This is a genomic window from Beijerinckia mobilis (genome assembly GCF_000745425.1).
Lineage (GTDB): Bacteria > Pseudomonadota > Alphaproteobacteria > Rhizobiales > Beijerinckiaceae > Beijerinckia > Beijerinckia mobilis.
The window spans coordinates 396,470-415,550 of sequence record NZ_JQJH01000002.1; the positions used below are offsets into that span (position 1 = coordinate 396,470).

The 19,081-nt window shown below is 60.5% G+C and carries 14 protein-coding genes; 8 read left to right on the forward strand and 6 right to left on the reverse strand.

All coding sequences use genetic code 11. From position 1 onward, the window contains the following. The first annotated feature begins 18 nt into the window (after positions 1-18). Together DL88_RS03975 and thiD are read left to right on the forward strand one after the other, a co-directional pair. A complete protein-coding gene (locus tag DL88_RS03975; protein ID WP_034991889.1) occupies positions 19-399 on the forward strand; it encodes a hypothetical protein in 381 nt (126 codons plus the stop codon). Beyond that, positions 396-1,244: a bifunctional hydroxymethylpyrimidine kinase/phosphomethylpyrimidine kinase gene (thiD, locus tag DL88_RS03980; protein WP_051955553.1), complete on the forward strand. Its 849-nt coding sequence runs from the start codon at positions 396-398 to the stop codon at positions 1,242-1,244. Before DL88_RS03975 ends, thiD begins: the two co-directional genes overlap by 4 nt. A gap of 132 nt (positions 1,245-1,376) precedes the next feature. On the opposite strand, the gene DL88_RS03985 is transcribed toward thiD, so the two are convergent. Further along, the gene (locus DL88_RS03985) at positions 1,377-2,087 is read right to left on the reverse strand and encodes a DUF4142 domain-containing protein (protein ID WP_034991891.1); all 711 of its coding nucleotides are present in this window, start codon (positions 2,085-2,087) and stop codon (positions 1,377-1,379) included. A gap of 301 nt (positions 2,088-2,388) precedes the next feature. Continuing rightward, positions 2,389-3,669 carry a hypothetical protein gene (locus DL88_RS19200; protein ID WP_156970919.1) on the reverse strand — a complete coding sequence of 427 codons (1,281 nt, stop codon included), beginning with the start codon at positions 3,667-3,669 and terminating at the stop codon, positions 2,389-2,391. A gap of 403 nt (positions 3,670-4,072) precedes the next feature. Between DL88_RS19200 and dnaK the strand changes: the two genes are divergently transcribed. From dnaK to ruvB, 6 genes are all read left to right on the forward strand, one after another. Beyond that, the gene (gene dnaK, locus DL88_RS03995; RefSeq protein ID WP_034992361.1) at positions 4,073-5,971 is read left to right on the forward strand and encodes a molecular chaperone DnaK; all 1,899 of its coding nucleotides are present in this window, start codon (positions 4,073-4,075) and stop codon (positions 5,969-5,971) included. Between the two features lie 486 nt (positions 5,972-6,457). After that, on the forward strand, positions 6,458-7,576 hold the full coding sequence (gene dnaJ / locus DL88_RS04000; protein WP_034991893.1) for a molecular chaperone DnaJ: 1,119 nt from the start codon (positions 6,458-6,460) through the stop codon (positions 7,574-7,576). Positions 7,577-7,874: 298 nt separating this feature from the next. Beyond that, complete coding sequence (locus DL88_RS04005) at positions 7,875-8,786, forward strand: class I SAM-dependent methyltransferase (RefSeq protein WP_245270608.1); 912 nt, start codon at positions 7,875-7,877, stop codon at positions 8,784-8,786. Further along, the gene (gene pyrF / locus DL88_RS04010; RefSeq protein ID WP_245270609.1) at positions 8,783-9,529 is read left to right on the forward strand and encodes an orotidine-5'-phosphate decarboxylase; all 747 of its coding nucleotides are present in this window, start codon (positions 8,783-8,785) and stop codon (positions 9,527-9,529) included. Before DL88_RS04005 ends, pyrF begins: the two co-directional genes overlap by 4 nt. Positions 9,530-9,621: 92 nt before the next feature. Continuing rightward, positions 9,622-10,437, forward strand: a complete 816-nt coding sequence (gene dapB, locus DL88_RS04015; RefSeq protein ID WP_210165259.1) for a 4-hydroxy-tetrahydrodipicolinate reductase — start codon at positions 9,622-9,624, stop codon at positions 10,435-10,437. A 109-nt stretch (positions 10,438-10,546) separates the two neighbouring features. Next, entirely contained in the window at positions 10,547-11,611 is a 1,065-nt protein-coding gene (ruvB, locus tag DL88_RS04020) for a Holliday junction branch migration DNA helicase RuvB (protein WP_034991895.1), read from the forward strand. Between the two features lie 55 nt (positions 11,612-11,666). On the opposite strand, the gene DL88_RS04025 is transcribed toward ruvB, so the two are convergent. The 4 genes from DL88_RS04025 to rnr all read right to left on the reverse strand — a co-directional run bounded on the left by DL88_RS04025 (position 11,667) and on the right by rnr (position 18,863). Further along, a complete protein-coding gene (locus DL88_RS04025) occupies positions 11,667-13,787 on the reverse strand; it encodes a phosphocholine-specific phospholipase C (protein WP_034991896.1) in 2,121 nt (706 codons plus the stop codon). 474 nt (positions 13,788-14,261) lie between these two features. After that, positions 14,262-15,458 (reverse strand): hypothetical protein, encoded by a 1,197-nt coding sequence (locus DL88_RS04030; RefSeq protein ID WP_245270610.1) that lies wholly within the window; start codon positions 15,456-15,458, stop codon positions 14,262-14,264. Then, entirely contained in the window at positions 15,455-16,435 is a 981-nt protein-coding gene (dgcA, locus tag DL88_RS04035) for an N-acetyl-D-Glu racemase DgcA (protein WP_034991899.1), read from the reverse strand. Before dgcA ends, DL88_RS04030 begins: the two co-directional genes overlap by 4 nt. Before the next feature lie 133 nt (positions 16,436-16,568). After that, positions 16,569-18,863, reverse strand: coding sequence for a ribonuclease R (rnr, locus tag DL88_RS04040; protein WP_051955578.1), 2,295 nt, complete (start codon positions 18,861-18,863; stop codon positions 16,569-16,571). Positions 18,864-19,081: the final 218 nt, after the last annotated feature.

Consider the following 19,081-nt stretch of genomic DNA (forward strand, 5'->3'; position numbering starts at 1 on the left):
TCGCCTTGAAAGGCTCTTTTGAACTTTACTGAAATAGAAAATGTTTTCATTTTCATGTCAGTCATTTATGCATTGCGCGATTTTCCCAATATTAGCCTATATTCGGAATTTGTGCATATCCCATTTGGGGTACGGTGCGCCAAGCTTTTGAAAATGGCTCCTCCTTGGAGTCCTGCGGCAGGCAGGAAGGGATCCGGGTTATATGGAGGCGTTACGGGTGTGTTTGGCATTTCACGCTCATTCGGACGCATTTTTCTCGGTAAGCAAGCGCTCAAGCCGGTTGGAAGACGGTGGTTTCTGCCTATTTTGGAGAGGCAGGTCCGTGGGGGGCATGCGCTGATTGCGGTGCAGCAAATGGGTGGTGGATTCTTGATGGCGATGCTGCGGCGCGGGATATGAGTATTTCTTCCCCTTTCGAGTCGTTGCGAAGCGGCGCCATCCCCAATGTTCTAAGCATAGCGGGTTCGGACCCGAGCGGAGGCGCTGGAATCCAGGCCGATCTCAAAACCTTTGGGGCGCTTGGATGCCATGGGATGGCGGTCCTGACCGCCCTCACCGTCCAGAATACGCAAGGTGTGCGCGGTTTTCATGTGCCGCCGCCTGATTTCGTAGCCGCGCAGATCGAGGCAATCTTCGATGATAGCCGCGTCGCAGCGGTCAAAATCGGCATGCTGGCGACGGCCGAGATCGCGCGCACCGTCGCCGATTGTCTCGCCCGGCATGCGCCACCCTTCATCATTCTCGATCCGGTTCTGGCGGCGACGAGCGGGGATTCGCTGTCGACGCCCGATCTGATCGCGGCGATCAAGGCTGATCTCCTGCCGATTGCCACCTTGGTCACACCCAACCTCGCTGAGGCGGCTCATCTCACGGGGCGGCCGGTCGCTACGAATCAGCAGGAGATGCAGGCATTAGGTGAAGCGCTTCTGGCAGAAGGGGCCCGTGCGGTTCTGATCAAGGGAGGACATTGCGAGGGACCTGTCGCGCAGGATCTGCTTTGCACCCCGACAGGGAAAGAGATTTTCTCTGCCCCGAGAATCGCCACGCGCAACACTCATGGAACGGGATGCACCCTTGCCTCGGCGATCGCCGCTTATCTGGCGCATGGTCTTACGCTGAGGGAGGCGATCGCCAGCGCAAAAGCCTATTTGACAAATGCGTTGATGGCGGCGGACCATCTTGACGTCGGTCATGGTCATGGCCCCCTCCATCATTTTCAAGCTTTCTGGCCGCGACGACCATGAAGAGGGGCATTTCGTCCCCACCAAGGTCTTGCTTGGCTGGTCAGACCGGGGCGAGGCGACGAATCCGGACCGTCCGGTCGACCCGAAGTGAACTGCTCATTGCGGCTCGTCCCGTTCTTGCCAGGCGACAAGTCAGAGGCGCCTCAAGCGCCCTATGTCCTGTTCTAACAGGGGAATTTCATGCTGGGTGACGCGGCGTAAGGCGTCGTTGTCGCCATTCTGTTCATAATCGCGATAGATGGTGAGAAGCTGTGCCATGGCGTCGAGTTGGGTCGCCACATAGAGACGGTCAAAGGCTGTCCCGCGCCGGGCCGCGAGGCGTTTGAGATCTTCGATCTGATTCGGCAGCAGCGCTATAGCGGTCGGATATCGGGCCATGGGTTGGGCGCCGGGTGCGCCGCCGGTCAACACATTGCCGACGATATTGCCTGCGGCATCGATCGGCACCATGACCATATTGCCGACAGGGGCGAGCGGATTGGCCGGCTGTGGCGCGGCCACCGAACGTCCAGTCATCAGCCCTGCGGTCGGCGTACCTGCATTGAGGAAGGCCGTCATTGAATTGGCGGCTATCATCTGCCGCATGGCTATCGTATGTGCTGCCTGCCGCAGATTGCGATTGTGCGATTTCCGCAAGGCCATTCGGCTGGCCTCATCGAGGAATTGCGCGGTCGGCAAAGCCGTATTGATGAATTGCGCGGTCTGAGGAGATAGATTGCCCAGGTCGTAATAGGCGGATGCGGGCATGGCGATTGTCTGTGCTGCAGCCGGAAGTCCGACGAGCAGAAGACTTGCGGTGATGCTGGCGGCAAGAGTTGCATGCCGGGTCGAAGGATTCCGCATGATGACCTCCCCTGTGCTTTTGCTTTATCCACTTTATGGATCATATCCTGCCGCCGATCGCGGCAGGTTCGCGCGTTTTTCTCTTCGGAAAAATACGCGGGCCACCGGGGCCGGCCTCACTGCCCGCTCACTCCCTCGCTTTCGTGACGGGAAGCAACAGATGGAAATTTCAGGTGTTTTTCCAGGCCACGCCAGAAGACTGACGGCGAACGGAAGAGTGCCGCTTTGGTTCCTCCTCCGTTAGGAGGGCCATACGGCGGGAGCGTATTTCACGACATGTGTGCGGGAACCGGCAGAGTCTTCAGTTTGCGGCACTCGGCGATGGCACGGCGGCGCCGGATTCAGGAGCGCCGGGAATGGAAGCGCCAGGCATGGCGGCGGCCTTGGCGGCTTTGGCAGCCGCCTGTGCGGCGGCGGCTCGGCGTCGCTCGGCGTCTTCCTTTTCGATCTGCTTTTTCAATTCGGGGTCTGATTCGACTCTTTCGGCCCATTGCGTCTGGAGCAGCATGGCGCGCGCCTCGGTCATCCGCAGTGCGCAGAAACCATGTACCTCTTCCTGGGCATAGTTCCGGCAGACCATTTCACGGCGGGAGGAGAATCCCGCCTGATCACCGGCAATGTCCTTGATGGCGGTTTTATTCTTGCCGGCAGTTGAAAGCAGGGCGCGGAAATTGGCGCGCATATTGGATTCGGTCCGTCCGCGGATATGTTCCCAGGAACGGGCCTCTTTTTCACTGATCGTGCTTGCTGCCGGGCCCCAGAGGCCAGTGGGGTCGATTCGACAATCCGCCGCGGCAAAATCGCAAGTGGCTGGCTCGCGCGAGATGAGAACCGCGCCGTTCAGAACGTCGAAATGAAACGGGCAGGCGGCAATATCCGCTTGATAGCGTGTGAGTCCCAGTGGCCGACCGTCGGTGTGGAGAAGCATCGGTTCATTGGCGATTACCGAAACGCGGCAGGGCTCGCGGGTTTCGGAAATCTGTTCCCCTTCGAGAATGAGCGTCGTGATTTCGAGCGTCTTGTCGGGTCCGAGCTTGAAGGAGAGATGGCCGCTGCCGCCATAGCGGGTGAGATCGCGGTCGAGGAGGCTTTCGTCGGAAGGAGCCTTGAGACCAAGCGGGCGCGGCTTGAATTTCGTGCGCCCTGGCATGGGGTTGGCCGAGGGATTGACCGAGGCGCTCTTTTTACTTTCCGCAGGCGGCGCGGCATGCAAGGCTCCGGGCAGCATGAGCTGCGCGCTGGCTGGCGACACAAAAGCCGTGGGTGATGAAGCCAATGCCAATAGGGCGGAAAGGCACCGAATGATGGCGGCGGCGCCCTTACCCTCATTCTTGAAGCCCATAATACTGAAGCCAGCATTCTTGCCGGAGAGCGCCGGAATTCCGCGCCCAGCGGCGGTACCCCCTTGATTCCGGTCCGGCCTGCCGGGGGAAGAGGCGATGGGGCTCCGCTTTGCAGGCTCTTTTAGTCCGGACATGAATGCCACTTTGAAATCGATGCGCTCGCGTTTCACGATCAGGGTCGCAATGCTCTGTTGGAAGAGCTTGTTGAACGGCAAAATCTTCCCGGGAAATTCCGTCAAACAATGATCGCCGACCGCGTAAGCATATTCATGCCGCAGCCGGAAAGAAAGTAAAAGCGGCGCCAAGCCCGTGGCACTTGATGAGTGCTTCTTTTGGTTGATTTATACGCGCTTAAGTAGATTGTTCCGCTAAAATTGTCGCGCTTTGGTTGTTCGCGGAGGCGGCGATTGCGGCTGGCTGGCACCCGCCGAAAGATTTTGCCATTTTGCGCGTGAATGGCAGCGCTTGGCGGTCCCCGGCGTCTTGCACGGTCCGAAGGTCGGATTATATACGGCTCATCTTGCGTTGCTGCGCGGCGATAATATTTTCAGCACCATCGGGGACCGGGCGGCTCCTCCGTCCGCCCAGAAACCGGATCGCTTCGGGGTCTGGTGGTCTTGCGAATCGAAAGGAAGCACACTCATGGGTAAGGTAATCGGAATCGACCTCGGCACCACCAATTCCTGCGTGGCTGTGATGGAAGGGACGACGCCGAAAGTCATCGAAAACGCTGAAGGCGCGCGCACCACGCCTTCCATCGTCGCTTTTACGGATGATGGCGAGCGTCTCGTCGGCCAGCCGGCCAAGCGTCAGGGCGTCACCAATCCGGAACGCACCTTCTTTGCCATCAAGCGCCTGATTGGCCGGACCTACGACGATCCGATGACCAAGAAGGATATCGGCCTTGTGCCTTATAAGATCGTCAAGGCGGCCAATGGCGACGCCTGGGTCGAGGCCGACGGCAAGCAATATTCCCCTTCGCAGATTTCCGCCTTCATCCTGCAGAAGATGAAGGAAACCGCTGAATCCTATCTCGGCCAGCCGGTCAGCCAGGCGGTCATTACCGTTCCCGCCTATTTCAATGATGCCCAGCGCCAGGCCACCAAGGATGCCGGCAAGATTGCCGGTCTCGAAGTCCTGCGCATCATCAACGAGCCGACGGCGGCGGCTCTTGCCTATGGTCTCGACAAGAAGGGGTCCGGCACGATCGCCGTTTATGACCTCGGCGGTGGCACGTTCGACGTCTCGATCCTCGAGATCGGCGATGGCGTCTTCGAGGTGAAATCGACCAATGGCGACACCTTCCTCGGCGGTGAGGATTTCGACACCCGTCTCGTCGAATATCTCGCCGATGAGTTCAAGAAGGAAAACGGCATCGATCTCAAGAAAGACAAGCTGGCTCTCCAGCGTCTGAAGGAGGCCGCCGAAAAGGCCAAGATCGAACTGTCTTCCGCCACTCAGACGGAAATCAATCTGCCCTATATCACCGCCGATGCGACGGGCCCGAAACATCTTGCCCTGAAGCTGACGCGCGCGAAATTCGAGGCGCTGGTCGATGATCTGATCCAGAAGACCGTCGAGCCTTGCCGCAAGGCGCTTAAGGATGCCGGTCTCTCGGCGGGCGAGGTCGATGAAGTCGTGCTCGTCGGCGGCATGACCCGCATGCCGAAGGTCCAGGAAATCGTCAAGCAGTTCTTCGGCAAGGAGCCGCATAAGGGCGTCAACCCGGATGAAGTGGTGGCGATTGGCGCGGCGGTCCAGGCTGGCGTGCTCCAGGGCGACGTCAAGGACGTGCTGCTGCTCGACGTCACCCCGCTGTCGCTCGGCATCGAGACGCTCGGCGGCGTCTTCACCCGCCTCATCGACCGCAACACGACGATCCCGACCAAGAAGAGCCAGGTCTTCTCGACGGCCGAGGATAGCCAGACGGCGGTTACCATCCGCGTCTTCCAGGGCGAACGCGAGATGGCGGCGGATAACAAGCTGCTCGGTCAATTCGACCTTGTGGGTATTCCCAGCGCGCCGCGCGGCGTGCCGCAGATCGAAGTCACTTTCGACATCGACGCCAACGGCATCGTCAACGTGACCGCCAAGGATAAGGCGACCAACAAGGAACAGCAGATCCGCATTCAGGCCTCCGGCGGCCTGAGCGAGGCCGATATTGACAAGATGGTCAAGGACGCCGAGCAGCATGCTGCCGAGGACAAGAAACGGCGTGAACTCGTCGATGCCAAGAACCATGGCGAGGCGATCATCCATTCGACCGAAAAATCCCTCGCCGAATTCGGGGCCAAGGTCGCGGATTCCGACAAGAGCACGATCGAGACGGCGATCGCCGAACTGCGCACCGAGCTCGGTGGCGAGGATCTCGATGCCATCAAGACCAAGACCGATGCCCTCGTCCAGGCGTCGATGAAGCTCGGCGAAGCCATGTATAAGGCGGGTGCCGAGGGTGGTGAGAGTGGCGAGGCGCCGAAGGATGACGTGATCGACGCCGATTTCAAGGAAGTCGGCCCTGACGATCACAAGAAATCGGCCTGATCCTTCCCGCGTCGGATCCCATGGTGGCGGTGGGGCGGCGATGGATGGTACGTCCTGAATGAGCTAGGCCCGGCGGTTCTTCGGAACAGCCGGGCTTTGCGCGAGCGGGTCTCCCCGGTTCCTGCAGGAAGTCGGCAGGCGCGGTTTATTTCTTGCTTGCTTCTGGCTTGGCGATGCGCGTGCGAAAAGAGAGCTGGAGCTTCGATTTCAGGTTCGTCTTGCGCTCTTTATGCCGGCCATGACCTTGGCTTTGGAGCCATTTTCAAGAATGTTGAATCGCTTCGCGATGCCATCGTTTTGAAAATGCTCCAATTTATTAGTAGAGAGTTTCTGGCTCTATCCGAAATGCTCCAGGCTCCGGTTTCCGGACGCCCTGTTCATTCTCCCTGCCGCGGGGAGGTTTCACGGGCGCCGATTTTGTAAACCCTGATTTTCGATGTATTGAACGAGCCCGTACGGGGCTTGAGGATTTGGAACGCGAACGACATGGCGAAACGCGATTTTTACGAAGTGCTGGGCGTTTCCAAAACCTGTACGGAAGCCGAAATGAAGGTGGCGTTCCGTAAAGCCGCGATGCAATGGCATCCGGACCGCAATCCTGGCAATATGGAAGCGGAAGTCCAGTTCAAGGAAATCAACGAAGCCTATCAGACATTGTCCGACGGCCAGAAACGCGCGGCCTATGACCGTTATGGCCATGCCGCCTTCGAACAGGGCGGCGGTGGCAACGATGGTTTCGCTTCCTCCATGGCGGATATATTCGACGATCTGTTCGGCGACGTGATGGGCCGCCGTGGCAATCGCAATGGGCCGGCGCGGGGCTCGGATCTCCGCTACAATATGGAAATTTCGCTCGAGGAAGCCTTTACGGGCAAGCTCGCCAGCCTGACGCTGCCGGCGTCTGTGACCTGCGAGGCCTGCGACGGCACGGGTGCCAAATCGGGGGCCAAGCCGCGCGTCTGCCCGACCTGTGGCGGTCATGGACGGGTCCGCGCGCAGCAGGGCTTTTTCGCCATCGAGCGGACCTGCCCGCAATGTCACGGGCGCGGCGAGATGATCGATGATCCCTGCCAGGCCTGCGGAGGCAGCGGCCGCGTCACGAAGGAGCGGACGCTTTCCGTCAATATTCCGGCCGGTGTCGAGGATGGAACCCGCATCCGGCTTTCCGGCGAGGGCGAGGCGGGCAGCCGTGGTGGTCCCGCAGGCGATCTCTATATTTTCGTCTCGACGAAACCGCATCCCTTCTTCCAGCGGGATGGGGCTGATCTCTTCTGCCGTGTGCCGATCTCCATGGTTCAGGCGGCGCTCGGCGGTGAAGTCTCCGTCCATACGATTGATGGTAGCGAGGCCAAGGTCAAGATCACTGAGGGGACGCAATCGGGACGCCAGTTCAAGCTGAAGAACAAGGGCATGCCGGTTTTGCGCTCGCGCGAGGTCGGCGATCTCTATATTCAGGCGACGGTCGAGACGCCGCAGAATCTGACCAAGCGGCAGCGGGAACTGTTGATGGAATTCGATGCCGAATCCTCTAACAAGACCCATCCCGAATCGTCCGGATTCTTCGCGAGGATGAAGGACTTTTTCGAAAATCTCAGCGGGCAATAGAGCGTCGCGCGATCGAGGGGGGCGGCAAGCGCGGGCCCCCGTCTTGTAAGCACATCCAATCATTTTGAAAAAATAGTCTTTTTTCACCGGCATGATGCGAAGGAATTCCTCCGGGCATCCCCGGTTTGGCGGCTGCGCGGCGAATGAACGAAGCGCTGGTCATAAATCTGTTGAAATCAGCCCTTCAGCACCGTTAAGAGAAGGATAGGCTTCTCGATCGTCCTGCATTCATTCGCAATTCGCGTCTTGAAAGCGGGGTGCGGGAATGGCGATGCATGTGAAGGCGGGAAGCGATTCTTTGGCTAGTCAAACCCTGCGCAGTCGTAATAATGGCCGAGACGCGGAACCGACTGTAACGCTCGAACAGCGATTGTCGGATGAGGCGCGTTTTTTCAAATCCTGGCTCGACAATCCGCTTGTGACCGGGGCTGTGTCGCCTTCAGGCCGGGCGCTTGCGCGGATGATGGCGCGTTACGTGGATCTCTCCGTGCCGGGCCCCATCGTCGAACTCGGTCCGGGCACCGGGCCGATTACCGAGGCATTGCTGCAGCATGGCGTCGCCCCGGAGCGGCTGATTCTCATCGAATTCGATCCGGACTTCTGCAAATTGCTGAAGCGGCGTTTTCCCGCGGTACGCGTGGTGCAGGGCGACGCTTACCACTTGCGGCAGACACTGGATCATCCGACCCTTGCGAATATCCTCAAGGTGCCGGCGGCCTGCGTCGTCTCCAGCCTGCCGCTTCTGAACAAGCCGGAAGAGCAGCGATTGAGCCTGCTCGAAGAAGCTTTCTCCTGCATGGGGCCGCAGGGTTCCTTTATCCAGTTCACCTATGGCCTGATGTCTCCGGTGCCGCGCAATCGTGTGACCGGCCGTTTCACCGCAACGCCATCCCCTTCCGTCTGGTTCAACCTGCCTCCCGCGCGCGTCTGGGTTTATCGCCGCTTTGCCGGGAGTTCCCAGCGTCCGGCAAAGATCCATGATCTCCTGGGCAGACTGCGCTCGGGCAAGGCCAAGGTCCAGCGTGATTTCAAACGGGAATTCGAAGCCGCCAGGGAGTGGTTGAATTTTGCCGGAAGGTTCAAGGTCGGACGGTTGAAGCCGGTCTCTCCCCATACCGCCCAGCAGCCCGCTTATGCCAAGCAGGAGATCAAACGATTGGGCGGCACACGCCATGCGGACGTCTGCTTCGATCGTGGCCGGCGTCCATGATGCAGCCATCCCTTCCGAGCTCTTCTGTCGCGCCATCCTTACGTGACAGGCTCATCGTCGCTCTTGATGTCACCAGCCCGGCCGACGCGCAGGCCCTGGTAAAACGGCTTGGCGACAGCGTTTCCTTCTACAAGATCGGTATGGAACTCGCCTATGGCGGTGGCCTGGATTTCGCCCGCGAATTGATCGATGCGGGCAAAAAGGTCTTTCTCGATCTCAAACTGCATGACATCCCCAATACTGTCACGAAAGCCGTCGCTCAGATCGAAAAATTCGGAGCGGATTTTCTGACGGTTCATGCCTATCCGCAGACGCTGGCCGCAGCGCGTCTCGGCGCGCCGCAGGGTTCGCGCCTGAAAATTCTCGGCGTCAGCGTGCTGACCTCTTATGACGATGCCGATCTCGCGGCGGCGGGTTATGGTTGCGGTGTTGCCGAACTCGTCGCGCGCCGGGCCGTCCAGACGCGCGATGCGGGCATCGATGGCTTGGTTCTTTCGGCTGCGGAGGCGGCGGCAGTGCGCGCCCGTCTCGGGCCGGAGCTGATCCTCGTCACGCCGGGAATCAGGCCACAGGGGGTGGATACCGGTGATCAGAAGCGTGTGGCGACGCCGGCGCTCGCCATTGCGGCAGGCGCCGATCATCTCGTTGTCGGCAGGCCGGTGACGCAGGCCGAGGATCCTGTGCGGGCGGCTGAGGCTATCCTTGCGGAAATTGCTGCGTTACCAGGGCTAGGGCAGGGATAAAGACGGCGCTCCCCTGATCGAGTCATGCGGATGATCACAATGCGCTGCCGATCGACGCTGCCGCTGTTCAATCATGCCCCAAGGAGATTTGCATGACCGAGATGAAACTCGTCGTCGCTGGCGCCGCCGGGCGTATGGGCCGCGTTCTCATCCAGACAGTGGTGGATACACTTGGCGTCACCGTCTCGGCGGCCCTGGCGCGCAAGGATTCCCTTGCACTCGGCCAGGATGCCGGTCTGCTTGCGGGCTGCGGGGCGATCAACGTGCCGATCACCGCCGATCCGCTGGCAGCCGTGGTCGATGCCGACGGTATTCTCGATTTCACGCTGCCTGGCTATAGTGTCGAACTGGCGGCGCTCGCGGCGCAGGCGCGTATCGTCCATGTCATCGGCACGACCGGTTTCAAGCCGGACGAACTGGCGAAGATCGAGGCCGCGGCCCGACATGCCATCATTATTCGCTCGGGCAATATGAGCTTGGGCGTCAACCTTTTGGCTGCGCTGGTGAAGAAAGCGGCGGCTGTGCTCGGCCCTGTCTTTGACATTGAAATCGCCGAAATGCACCATCGCATGAAGGTCGATGCGCCGTCCGGCACGGCCTTGCTGCTCGGCGAGGCTGCTGCCGAGGGGCGCGGCATCCCACTTGCGGGTCACGAGCAGCGCGGGCGTGATGGCCATACCGGACCGCGCCGGGAAGGCGATATTGGCTTTGTCTCGTTGCGCGGCGGCACGGTGGTTGGCGACCATGATGTCATTTTCGCCGGGCCCGCGGAACGGGTTATCCTCAGCCACAAGGCCGAGGACCGCAGTATTTTCGCCCGCGGCGCGGTCCAGGCGGCGCTTTGGGGCCGGGAGCGTCACGCTGGCCTTTATTCCATGCAGGATGTTCTGGGATTCGGCGCGGAATAGACGCCCGGACCGGATTTTTCTGGAGCTTTTCGGGCGTGCCAGTCTTATGAAGAGCGCATGATCGCTCCTTGCCGGTGAAAACCGCGCCTTTCACAGAGCCGACGATCCGATGGAACCGCCGCAGAACAAGACGCCAGATCGCCTCGTCAGCCCGCAATCCCGCGCCGAGGATGGGTCCGAAGCCTCCCTGCGTCCGCTTTGCCTCGCTGATTTTACCGGTCAGGCGGCGGCGCGGCAAAATCTTGCGGTTTTCATCGAAGCCGCCAGGGCGCGAAGGGAAGCCCTCGACCATGTGCTTTTCGTCGGGCCGCCTGGGCTCGGCAAAACTACGCTGGCGCAGATCGTTGCCCGGGAACTCGGCGTCAATTTCCGTTCGACCTCCGGGCCGGTCATTGCCAAGGCCGGCGATCTTGCCGCCCAATTGACCGCGCTCGAGGACCGCGACGTTCTGTTCATTGACGAGATTCACCGGCTCAACCCGGCCGTTGAGGAAATTCTCTATCCGGCCATGGAGGATTTCCAGCTCGATCTGATCATCGGCGAGGGTCCTGGTGCGCGATCGGTGAAGATCGACCTTGCCCGTTTCACGCTTGTTGGCGCGACCACCCGGGCAGGTCTGCTTACCACTCCCTTGCGTGACCGCTTCGGCATACCGATCCGGCTCGATTTCTATACGGTCGAGGAACTTGAAAAAATCGTCACGCGCGGTGCACGCGTGCATGGCCTCGCGATCGAGGCCGAGGGCGCCAATGAAATCGCGCGGCGCGCTCGGGGCACTCCGCGCATCGCCGGCCGGTTGCTCCGGCGCGTGCGTGATTTTGCCATTGTCGATGGGGTGGAGCGGGTGACGCGGGCACTGGCCGACAAGGCGCTGCGGCTTCTCGACGTCGATCCGATTGGCCTCGATCAGATGGACCGGCGCTATCTCGATGTCATTGCGCTTTCCTTTGGCGGTGGTCCGGTCGGGATCGAAACCATCGCCGCGGCCCTCTCGGAACCCCGCGACGCGATCGAGGACATTATCGAGCCCTATCTGATCCAGCAGGGATTTTTACAGCGCACCCCGCGCGGCCGCCTGCTGACGGCCAATGCCTTCCGTCATCTCGGCCTCAAGGAGCCGGCACGCGAAGCCGCGCAATTCGGATTGTTTTCCGACCCTTCCGAAGAAGGATGACGCATGGATCACGACGGGCCGTGATCCATGCGCCCCGCTACCGGAGGAATCCGCTTCAGGTGGCATCCCCAGCCGCCGCATGCTGCAGCGGGGAGGGCACGCGGCCCATCAGCGGGTCAGTGATGCTGTCGCGGCCATTCTCGATATGACCGGCGAGTTGCGCCTTGAAGCTTGGATCGCCTTCAATCTCGACCGTGATGTCATACCAGCCGCCCGCTTCGATCGCCAAATCCGTCACCTGATGCGATTGTGAAGGCTTGACCGTCTGGTGCCGGATCACCGCGCCGGTATAGGCATTGGTCAGCACCAGCCGCGCGCTGGTAAAGCCGAGATTGACGAGATCGACGATGAGCATTTGCGCCACGCGATCGGTCCTTGTGTTGACCCCGATCTGTGCGAAGCTCGCTCCCTTCAGATTGCCCTTGAAATGGCGGAAGAAGCCGTTGGGGCCATACACCGCAAGGTCATAGGAACCGTCCGCGGCACCCGTCCAAATATCGCTCAGATCCTTGCCGGGCTCGACCGTATAGGAGCGGGCCGGTGTCTTGTTCGAGGCGTCGCGGACATGGAACACGGCGGCCGCGTCTCCGGTATTGCGGAACGCGAGCGTGATTTTGGAGGCATTCGCCTGCGGCAGCGACTGGACCTGCAGATCATAGGGCAGGGCGCGTGCGGGACGGATGCCTTGCTCCTGCTCCGGCACCTGCTGTTTCGCCGGAACCGCCGGAACATAGCTGTCGTGACGGTTCGCATCCACCGGCGCGTAGGATTTCGTCGAGGGCAGGGACACCTTGAATGCATTGGGTGTCTTGAAATTGAAGGTCGAAGTCAGATCGCCCGTGATGGCGCGGCGCCAGGGGGTGATGTTCGGCTCGATCAGGCCCGGATAATGGCGGGCGAAACGCGCTTCCAGAAAGCGGATCAGCGAGCTGTGGTCGAACACTTCCGAATTGACGAAGCCGCCGCGGCTCCATGGCGAGATGACGATCATCGGTACACGCACGCCGAGACCATAGGGCGCGCTGTAATAGCTCGAACTGCCCGGGAAGATTTCATTGACGGTGGAAACGGTCGATTTTCCGTAATCCGCACTCATCGGCGGCACTGCCGGGACGATGTGATCGAAGAAGCCGTCATTCTCGTCATACATGAGGAAGAGCGCGGTCTTGCTCCAGATGTCCGGCCGGGCAGTCAGAATGTCGAGGATTTGCGAGACATACCAGGCACCGTAATTGGACGGCCAGTTGGGATGTTCGGTATAGGCCTCGGGCGCGACGATCCAGGTCACCTGAGGCAGTCTGCCGGACTGGACGTCGTTCTTGAAGATGTCGAATAAGGTGCCCGACGCGGAAATATTGGTGCCGGTGCGGGCCTTCTGCGCCAGCGGCGAGGCATCGGACGCATTCTGATATTGATGGAAATAGAGCAGCGAATTGTCGCCGTAATTGCCGATATAGGGATTGCCCGTCCAGCCCCAATAGCCATCGGCGGTCAGACCGGTTCCAATGTCCTGATACACTTTCCAGGAGACGCCGGCGGCTTCGAGGCGCTCGGGATAGGTATGCCAGCCGTAACCGGCTTCCGCATTGTCAACGACCGGGCCAGCACCGGAACCGTCATTGCCGACCCAGCCGGTCCACATGTAATAGCGGTTGGGGTCGGTCGAGCTCATCATCGAGCAATGATAGGCGTCGCAGATCGTGAATGCGTCGGCGAGCGCATAGTGGAAGGGGATGTCATCACGCGTGAGATGCGCCATGCAGGTAGCGCTCTTCGCCGGAATCCAGCCGTCCCACTGGCCCTTGTTCCAGGCATTATGCGTATCGTTCCAGCCATGGGGCAAATCTTCGAGGAATTGCATCCCCATGTCGGGCGCATCCGGATGGAAGGGCATGACGACGCTCTTGCCATTGGGCTGGCTCCACACCGGGGCGCCGGAGGCGAGGCGCACGGCGCGCGGATCGTTGAAGCCGCGCACGCCCTGCAACATGCCGAAATAATGATCGAACGAGCGATTTTCCTGCATCAGGAAAATGACATGTTCAATGTCGTCGATCGATTGCGTACGATTGTTGGCCGGCAGGGCCATCGCCTTGCCGATGCTTTGTTGCAATGTGGCGGCCATCGCGCCGGACGCGGCGAGCTTGAGGAAACTCCGGCGGTCGGATTCAGTCATGACATATCTCTGGCAGGTGGATAGTGCTGCACGCTGCCCTACCGGCTGTTGGTGACAGTACTCTGTCAGTATCCGGGGAGACCCTGTGGATAGGTCCTTGCCATCGCCCTTGCATCCGTCCGTGCGTGACGAGAGCTTCTGGCTCTTTGCATCGCATCGCTAGAGCATGTTCGGATGTTTCCGAACTGCTCCAATTGAAAATGCTTTAGGTGATTTCATCGCTTTGAAAAGACAATCATTTTTTTGTAAGGGGAGCGTCTCTGATAAATCCGTGGTGCTCCGGCCCGTCCATCTTCATGATGAGGATGATGCATCATGTTTATTTTGCCGTGTGGGAATTGATCGGGCGAAATCGTGAACCAGCTCCGGCTCGGCGCTCAATCAATAAAATATGATTTAAAGTTACGGTCTGGCTTTTTGGTGGAGGAGCCGGAAACAGCCGAATCGGTTCTTCTCCGGCAGCCTATGGAAGTCTCACCAGTGGATCAGCGTGAGAATGATTTCCATCGTGATCAGGGCGACGACAGCGATTTCCATCGCCTCGGCACGGCCGCCTGAGGCATCGTCGTAAAGCGCCATATAAGTCTCGCGGATGATCGACAGTTTTTCTTCCACGGCATGGCTGACGACATTGACCTGGAACAGGGCAACGGCGGCGCCATAGATACGGGCGAGATAGACATCCTCGGTCACGGTCAGAACATTGTCGACATGTTCTTTTACTTCCGTGACTTCCGCATACAAAGTATAAAGATTGCGAGCGAGACCGGACAATCGCCGCGATGACCACAGTCCGCTTGAGCGATGCGTCGTCTGGACCAGCGTATACATACGCGGCAGTTCGTCGTTCAGCAGTTTGTTGAAATAGCTGATTTCCAATAATTGCGCATTGGCGACCTCGACGACATCGAGCACATCGGAATCACCGCGCGGATCGACTACGAGGCCGCGATCCCAGGTCAGGACCGCGAGATCATCGATATAATAGGAGAAATTGTTGCGCAGGAGATCCTGGCGCGCGCGTTCGGAGAGCGGCAGGGTTTCGCCGGAGAGAAGCGGGACGAGATCGATGGTTTCGAGAATCTGCTTGCCGGTGAGCGGACGGTCGAAGGCACGCACGAAGGCGATGATGTAATCTTCCTCGAGCGTCGTATCGATCGGATTGTGCAAGGCGCCGTCGAGTGGTCCGCGCAAAGCGCGCAGCATGTCGCGCCAGAGCATACTGCCGGATGTCGGCCCGATCGACCGGTTGATGTCATTGAGGAGCGCCGCATAATCCTGCCAGGAAAGATGTGTCACGGCGAAACGCAGTGTCAGGGTGACAATGCCGATATCATAGAGCCTTGCCGTGGCTTGCGCCTGGACTGTCTGTGTTGTCTGGTCGCTTTTGTTGAGCGTTAGCGAGACCGGATCGAGCGTGAGAACGACGGGCGGGACATTATAGGCGATGGCCTTCGGCGGCGTTGCCTGAAAGGTGCGTCGTGCGCCGAGCGAGCCCGTATGCGTCTGCCAGTGCTTTTCGGCAAGGTCGAGATCGATCCGGTCGGCGAGTTCGAACAGCCGATAGACGATGATGTCACCGGAGGCGACGGTAATGTCCTCCATCTCGTCGAGCGCAGCCGGCAGATGCGGCAGGGACGGTCTCAGTTCGCTTCCGATCGATGCGGTCAACCCCATAGCTCCGGCTTTGGAGGGCAGACGAGAGACCCCTCGTAGAGGAGACCATCTGCCCGATCTTGCGCCATCAGGAGGGGGCCGTCGAGATCGATAAAATGGGCTTCCCCTGCGAGCAGCATGGCGGGCGCCATGGCCAGGGAACTGGCTACCATGCAGCCGAGCATGATGTCGAGGCCATGGGTGCGCGCCGCCTTGATCAGGGCCAAAGCCTCGGTAAGGCCGCCGGTCTTGTCGAGCTTGACGTTGATAAGATCGTAGTGTTCGGCAAGTTCGGAAAGTCCATGCCGGTCGTGGACGCTTTCATCGGCGCAGACGGCAACCGGCCATTTTTTTGCGGCAAGCAGGGCGTCATGGCCTGCGGGCAGCGGTTGCTCCACCAGTTTCACGCCCGCCTCGGCGCAGGCGGCGAAATGGCCGGGCAGCATAGAGGCGGTCCAGGCCTCATTGGCATCGACGATGAGATCGGAATCCGGTGCGGCGGCGCGGACCGCGGCTATGCGGGCGGGATCGCCTTCGCCAGCGAGCTTGAGCTTCAGCAGCGGCCGGTGTTTTGCCCGCGCGGCGGCGCCGGCCATTTCCTCCGGCGTGCCAACCGAGAGCGTGTAAGCGGTTGTCGCCGGGCCGGGTTCACCGAGACCCGCGCGGCGATAGACCGGGACGCCGGTTTCCTTGGCCTCCAGATCCCAAAGGGCGCAATCCACGGCATTGCGCGCCGCGCCCGCGGGGAGCAGCTCCTGCAGGATGGCGCGGGAGATGCCTTTTTCTATTCCCACGCGGATGGATTCGATCTGTGCCAGGACGCTCGCCGGGCTTTCGCCATAGCGGGCATAAGGCACGCATTCGCCGCGTCCGCGCGCATGTTCCGATTCGATCGTCACGACGACCACTTCGGCGGCGGTTTTGGCGCCGCGCGAAATGACGAAGCGTTCGGCAAGGGGAAAGGTCTCGATCGCGAGCGAGAGGCGAAGCATTATGGAGAACTCTTCGGGAAAAGGGCCTAGAGCATGTTCGGATGTTTCCGAACTGCTCCACTTGCAAAAACTAAAGTATTTTCAAGGATTTTTAATCGCGTAATGATTCAATCCGAACCGAAAGGTTTCTAGGTCAACGCCTGCGCCGGGAGACGCGGGAATTGGTTTTCACGCGGCCTTCATCCTCGCTGCCGCGTTTGGTCTCGCCGCGTATCTTTGCGCGTGACGGCGCGCGGGAGGGTCTTCCGCCTTCGAGCAATTCGAAGCGCAAGGCGCCCGCAAGAGGCGCCGCCTCGACGAGGCGCACGCTGACGAGATCGCCGAGCCGGTGCATCAGTCCGGTACGGGAGCCGATGAGCGCATGACGGCCTTCTTCATAACGGAAATAATCCTGCGCGAGGCTCGAAATCGGCACGAATCCATCGGCGCCCGATTCGGCGAGACGGATGAACAGACCTGCTTTGTTGACGCCGGAAATGCGCCCCTCGAATTGCGCCCCGACCTGATCGGCGAGATGAATGGCGATGAGCCGCTCGACCGTCTCGCGCTCGGCGGCCATGGCGCGCCGCTCAGCCGAGGAGATTTTGGCGGCGATTTCGGCAAGCTCCGCCGGATCAGAACGCGGCAGGCCGCCTTCGCCGAGCTTGAGCGCGGTGATGAGGGCGCGATGCACGATGAGATCGGCGTAGCGGCGGATCGGCGAGGTGAAATGCGCATAGCGGCGCAGGTTGAGGCCGAAATGGCCGTAATTCTGCGTCACATATTCGGCTTGCGCCTGTGTGCGCAGAACGATTTCATTGACGAGATGTTCGTGTTCCGTCTCGCGTACGCGTGCCAATATGCCGTTGAATTGTGCCGGCCGCAGCACCTGCCCCTTGGCGAGTTTGATATCGATTGTATGCAGGAATTCAGCGAGTGCATTAAGCTTTTCGAGCGTCGGCTCGTCATGAGTGCGGTAGATCAGCGGCTGGTGATGTGCTTCCAGCGTTTCCGCCGCGCAGACATTGGCGAGGATCATGAATTCCTCGATCAGCCGATGGGTTTCGAGTCTCGCGGGGGTGAAAATGCGTTCGATCTTGCCTTCCGTGTTGAGCTTGATCTTGCGTTCAGGCAGATCGAGATCGAGGGGCCCGCGTTTGCGCCGCGCATTCTGCAGTGAGTCATGCGCTTTTTGCAGCGGCTTCAGCACCTGTTCAAGCAGCGGTTCGGTTGTCTCGTCGGCTGTTCCGTCGAGCGCCGCCTGGGCTTGCGCATAGGAGAGTTTCGCTGCCGAGCGCATCAGCACGCGATGGAAGGAATGCGAAAGCTTGTGGCCGTCGGCGGCTATGATCATGCGGACGGCGAGCGCCGGGCGGTCCTCGTTCGGACGCAGCGAGCAGAGATCGTTGGAGATGCGCTCCGGCAGCATCGGTACGACACGATCGGGGAAATAGACCGAATTGCCACGTTCCAGCGCCTCGCGGTCGAGCGCACCGCCCGGGCGCACATAGGCTGCGACATCGGCGATGGCGACGGTGAGAATATGGCCGCCGGGATTGGCGAGGTCGGGATCTGGCGCGGCATGAACCGCATCGTCGTGATCGCGTGCATCGGGTGGGTCGATGGTGACGAGTTGCAGGGCACGCCAATCCTCGCGGCCGCCAAGACCCATCGGTTGCGCGCATTCCGCCTCGGTCAGCACTTCGGCCCCGAAGACATGCGGCAGGCCATGGGCATGGATGGCGATGAGGCTGACGGCCTTTTCTGATGAATAGGCGCCGATCTTTTCCTGCACGCGCGCGGAGGGAAGGCCGAGCCTGCCGGTGCGCAGGATCTCGACCGAGACGAGATCGCCATCCTGAGCTGCGCCGCGATCGGTCTCTGCGATCTGCAATTCGCCCTTGCCGAGATGTTTTTTGTCGAGCGGTACGATGCGCCCGCCACGACCGTTCGGATCGGCGCGAAACAGACCCAATACACCGGCCCGGCCACGCGGCAGAAGTTTGATGAGACGGCCGGTATAAGCGGGCTCATTCGGCTGCGGCGCCGGCAGAGGCTCGACACGGATGAGGGCGCGGTCGCCGAGACCCGGAACCGGTGCGCCACTGCGTGGCTTGCGTGGTAATGTGATGGCGATTTTCGGAGCGGGGCCAAGCGCTTCGTCCCATTCGCCGGGTTTGGCGAGAAGATCGCCGTCGCGGTCGCGGGAATAGATCTCGGCGACGACCACTGGAGGCAGCCTTCCTGGGCTGGTGAGGACCTTGCGCCGCCGCTCGATCGCCCCTTCGGCCTCGAGCTCACGCAAGAGACGTTTCAGGGCGATCCTGTCATCCCCCTTGATGTCGAAGGCGCGGGCGATCTCGCGCTTGCCGATCTTGGTCGGGGCCTTCTCTCCCGCCGCCTCGCGCTCGCGGGCGATATAGGCGATGAGATCATCGCGCGAAGGCAGTTTTGTCGTTCCCGCTTCGTCGGGCGAAGCATTGGAGGCAGGGCTCGCGGAACCGGCACGGGAAGCGGCCCGAGTGGGAGGTTGAGCAGGTGGCCGAATAGGAGGCAAAGAGGATTTTCTCACGCGCCTGTCCATTGTCTTTCCGCGGTGAAGCCCGTCCGCGCCCGTCGCCGGTCCAATGTAATCTTTTTCTCCCGGTGTCGCCGGTCAGGACGACG

Bases quoted from the DNA above. Each gene is read 5' to 3' on its own strand.
- thiD (WP_051955553.1), top strand. From the start codon at position 396: ATGAGTATTTCTTCCCCTTTCGAGTCGTTGCGAAGCGGCGCCATCCCC.
- DL88_RS03985 (WP_034991891.1), bottom strand. From the start codon at position 2,087: ATGCGGAATCCTTCGACCCGGCATGCAACTCTTGCCGCCAGCATCACC.
- dnaK (WP_034992361.1), top strand. From the start codon at position 4,073: ATGGGTAAGGTAATCGGAATCGACCTCGGCACCACCAATTCCTGCGTG.
- dnaJ (WP_034991893.1), top strand. From the start codon at position 6,458: ATGGCGAAACGCGATTTTTACGAAGTGCTGGGCGTTTCCAAAACCTGT.
- pyrF (WP_245270609.1), top strand. From the start codon at position 8,783: ATGATGCAGCCATCCCTTCCGAGCTCTTCTGTCGCGCCATCCTTACGT.
- dapB (WP_210165259.1), top strand. From the start codon at position 9,622: ATGACCGAGATGAAACTCGTCGTCGCTGGCGCCGCCGGGCGTATGGGC.
- ruvB (WP_034991895.1), top strand. From the start codon at position 10,547: ATGGAACCGCCGCAGAACAAGACGCCAGATCGCCTCGTCAGCCCGCAA.
- DL88_RS04025 (WP_034991896.1), bottom strand. From the start codon at position 13,787: ATGACTGAATCCGACCGCCGGAGTTTCCTCAAGCTCGCCGCGTCCGGC.
- dgcA (WP_034991899.1), bottom strand. From the start codon at position 16,435: ATGCTTCGCCTCTCGCTCGCGATCGAGACCTTTCCCCTTGCCGAACGC.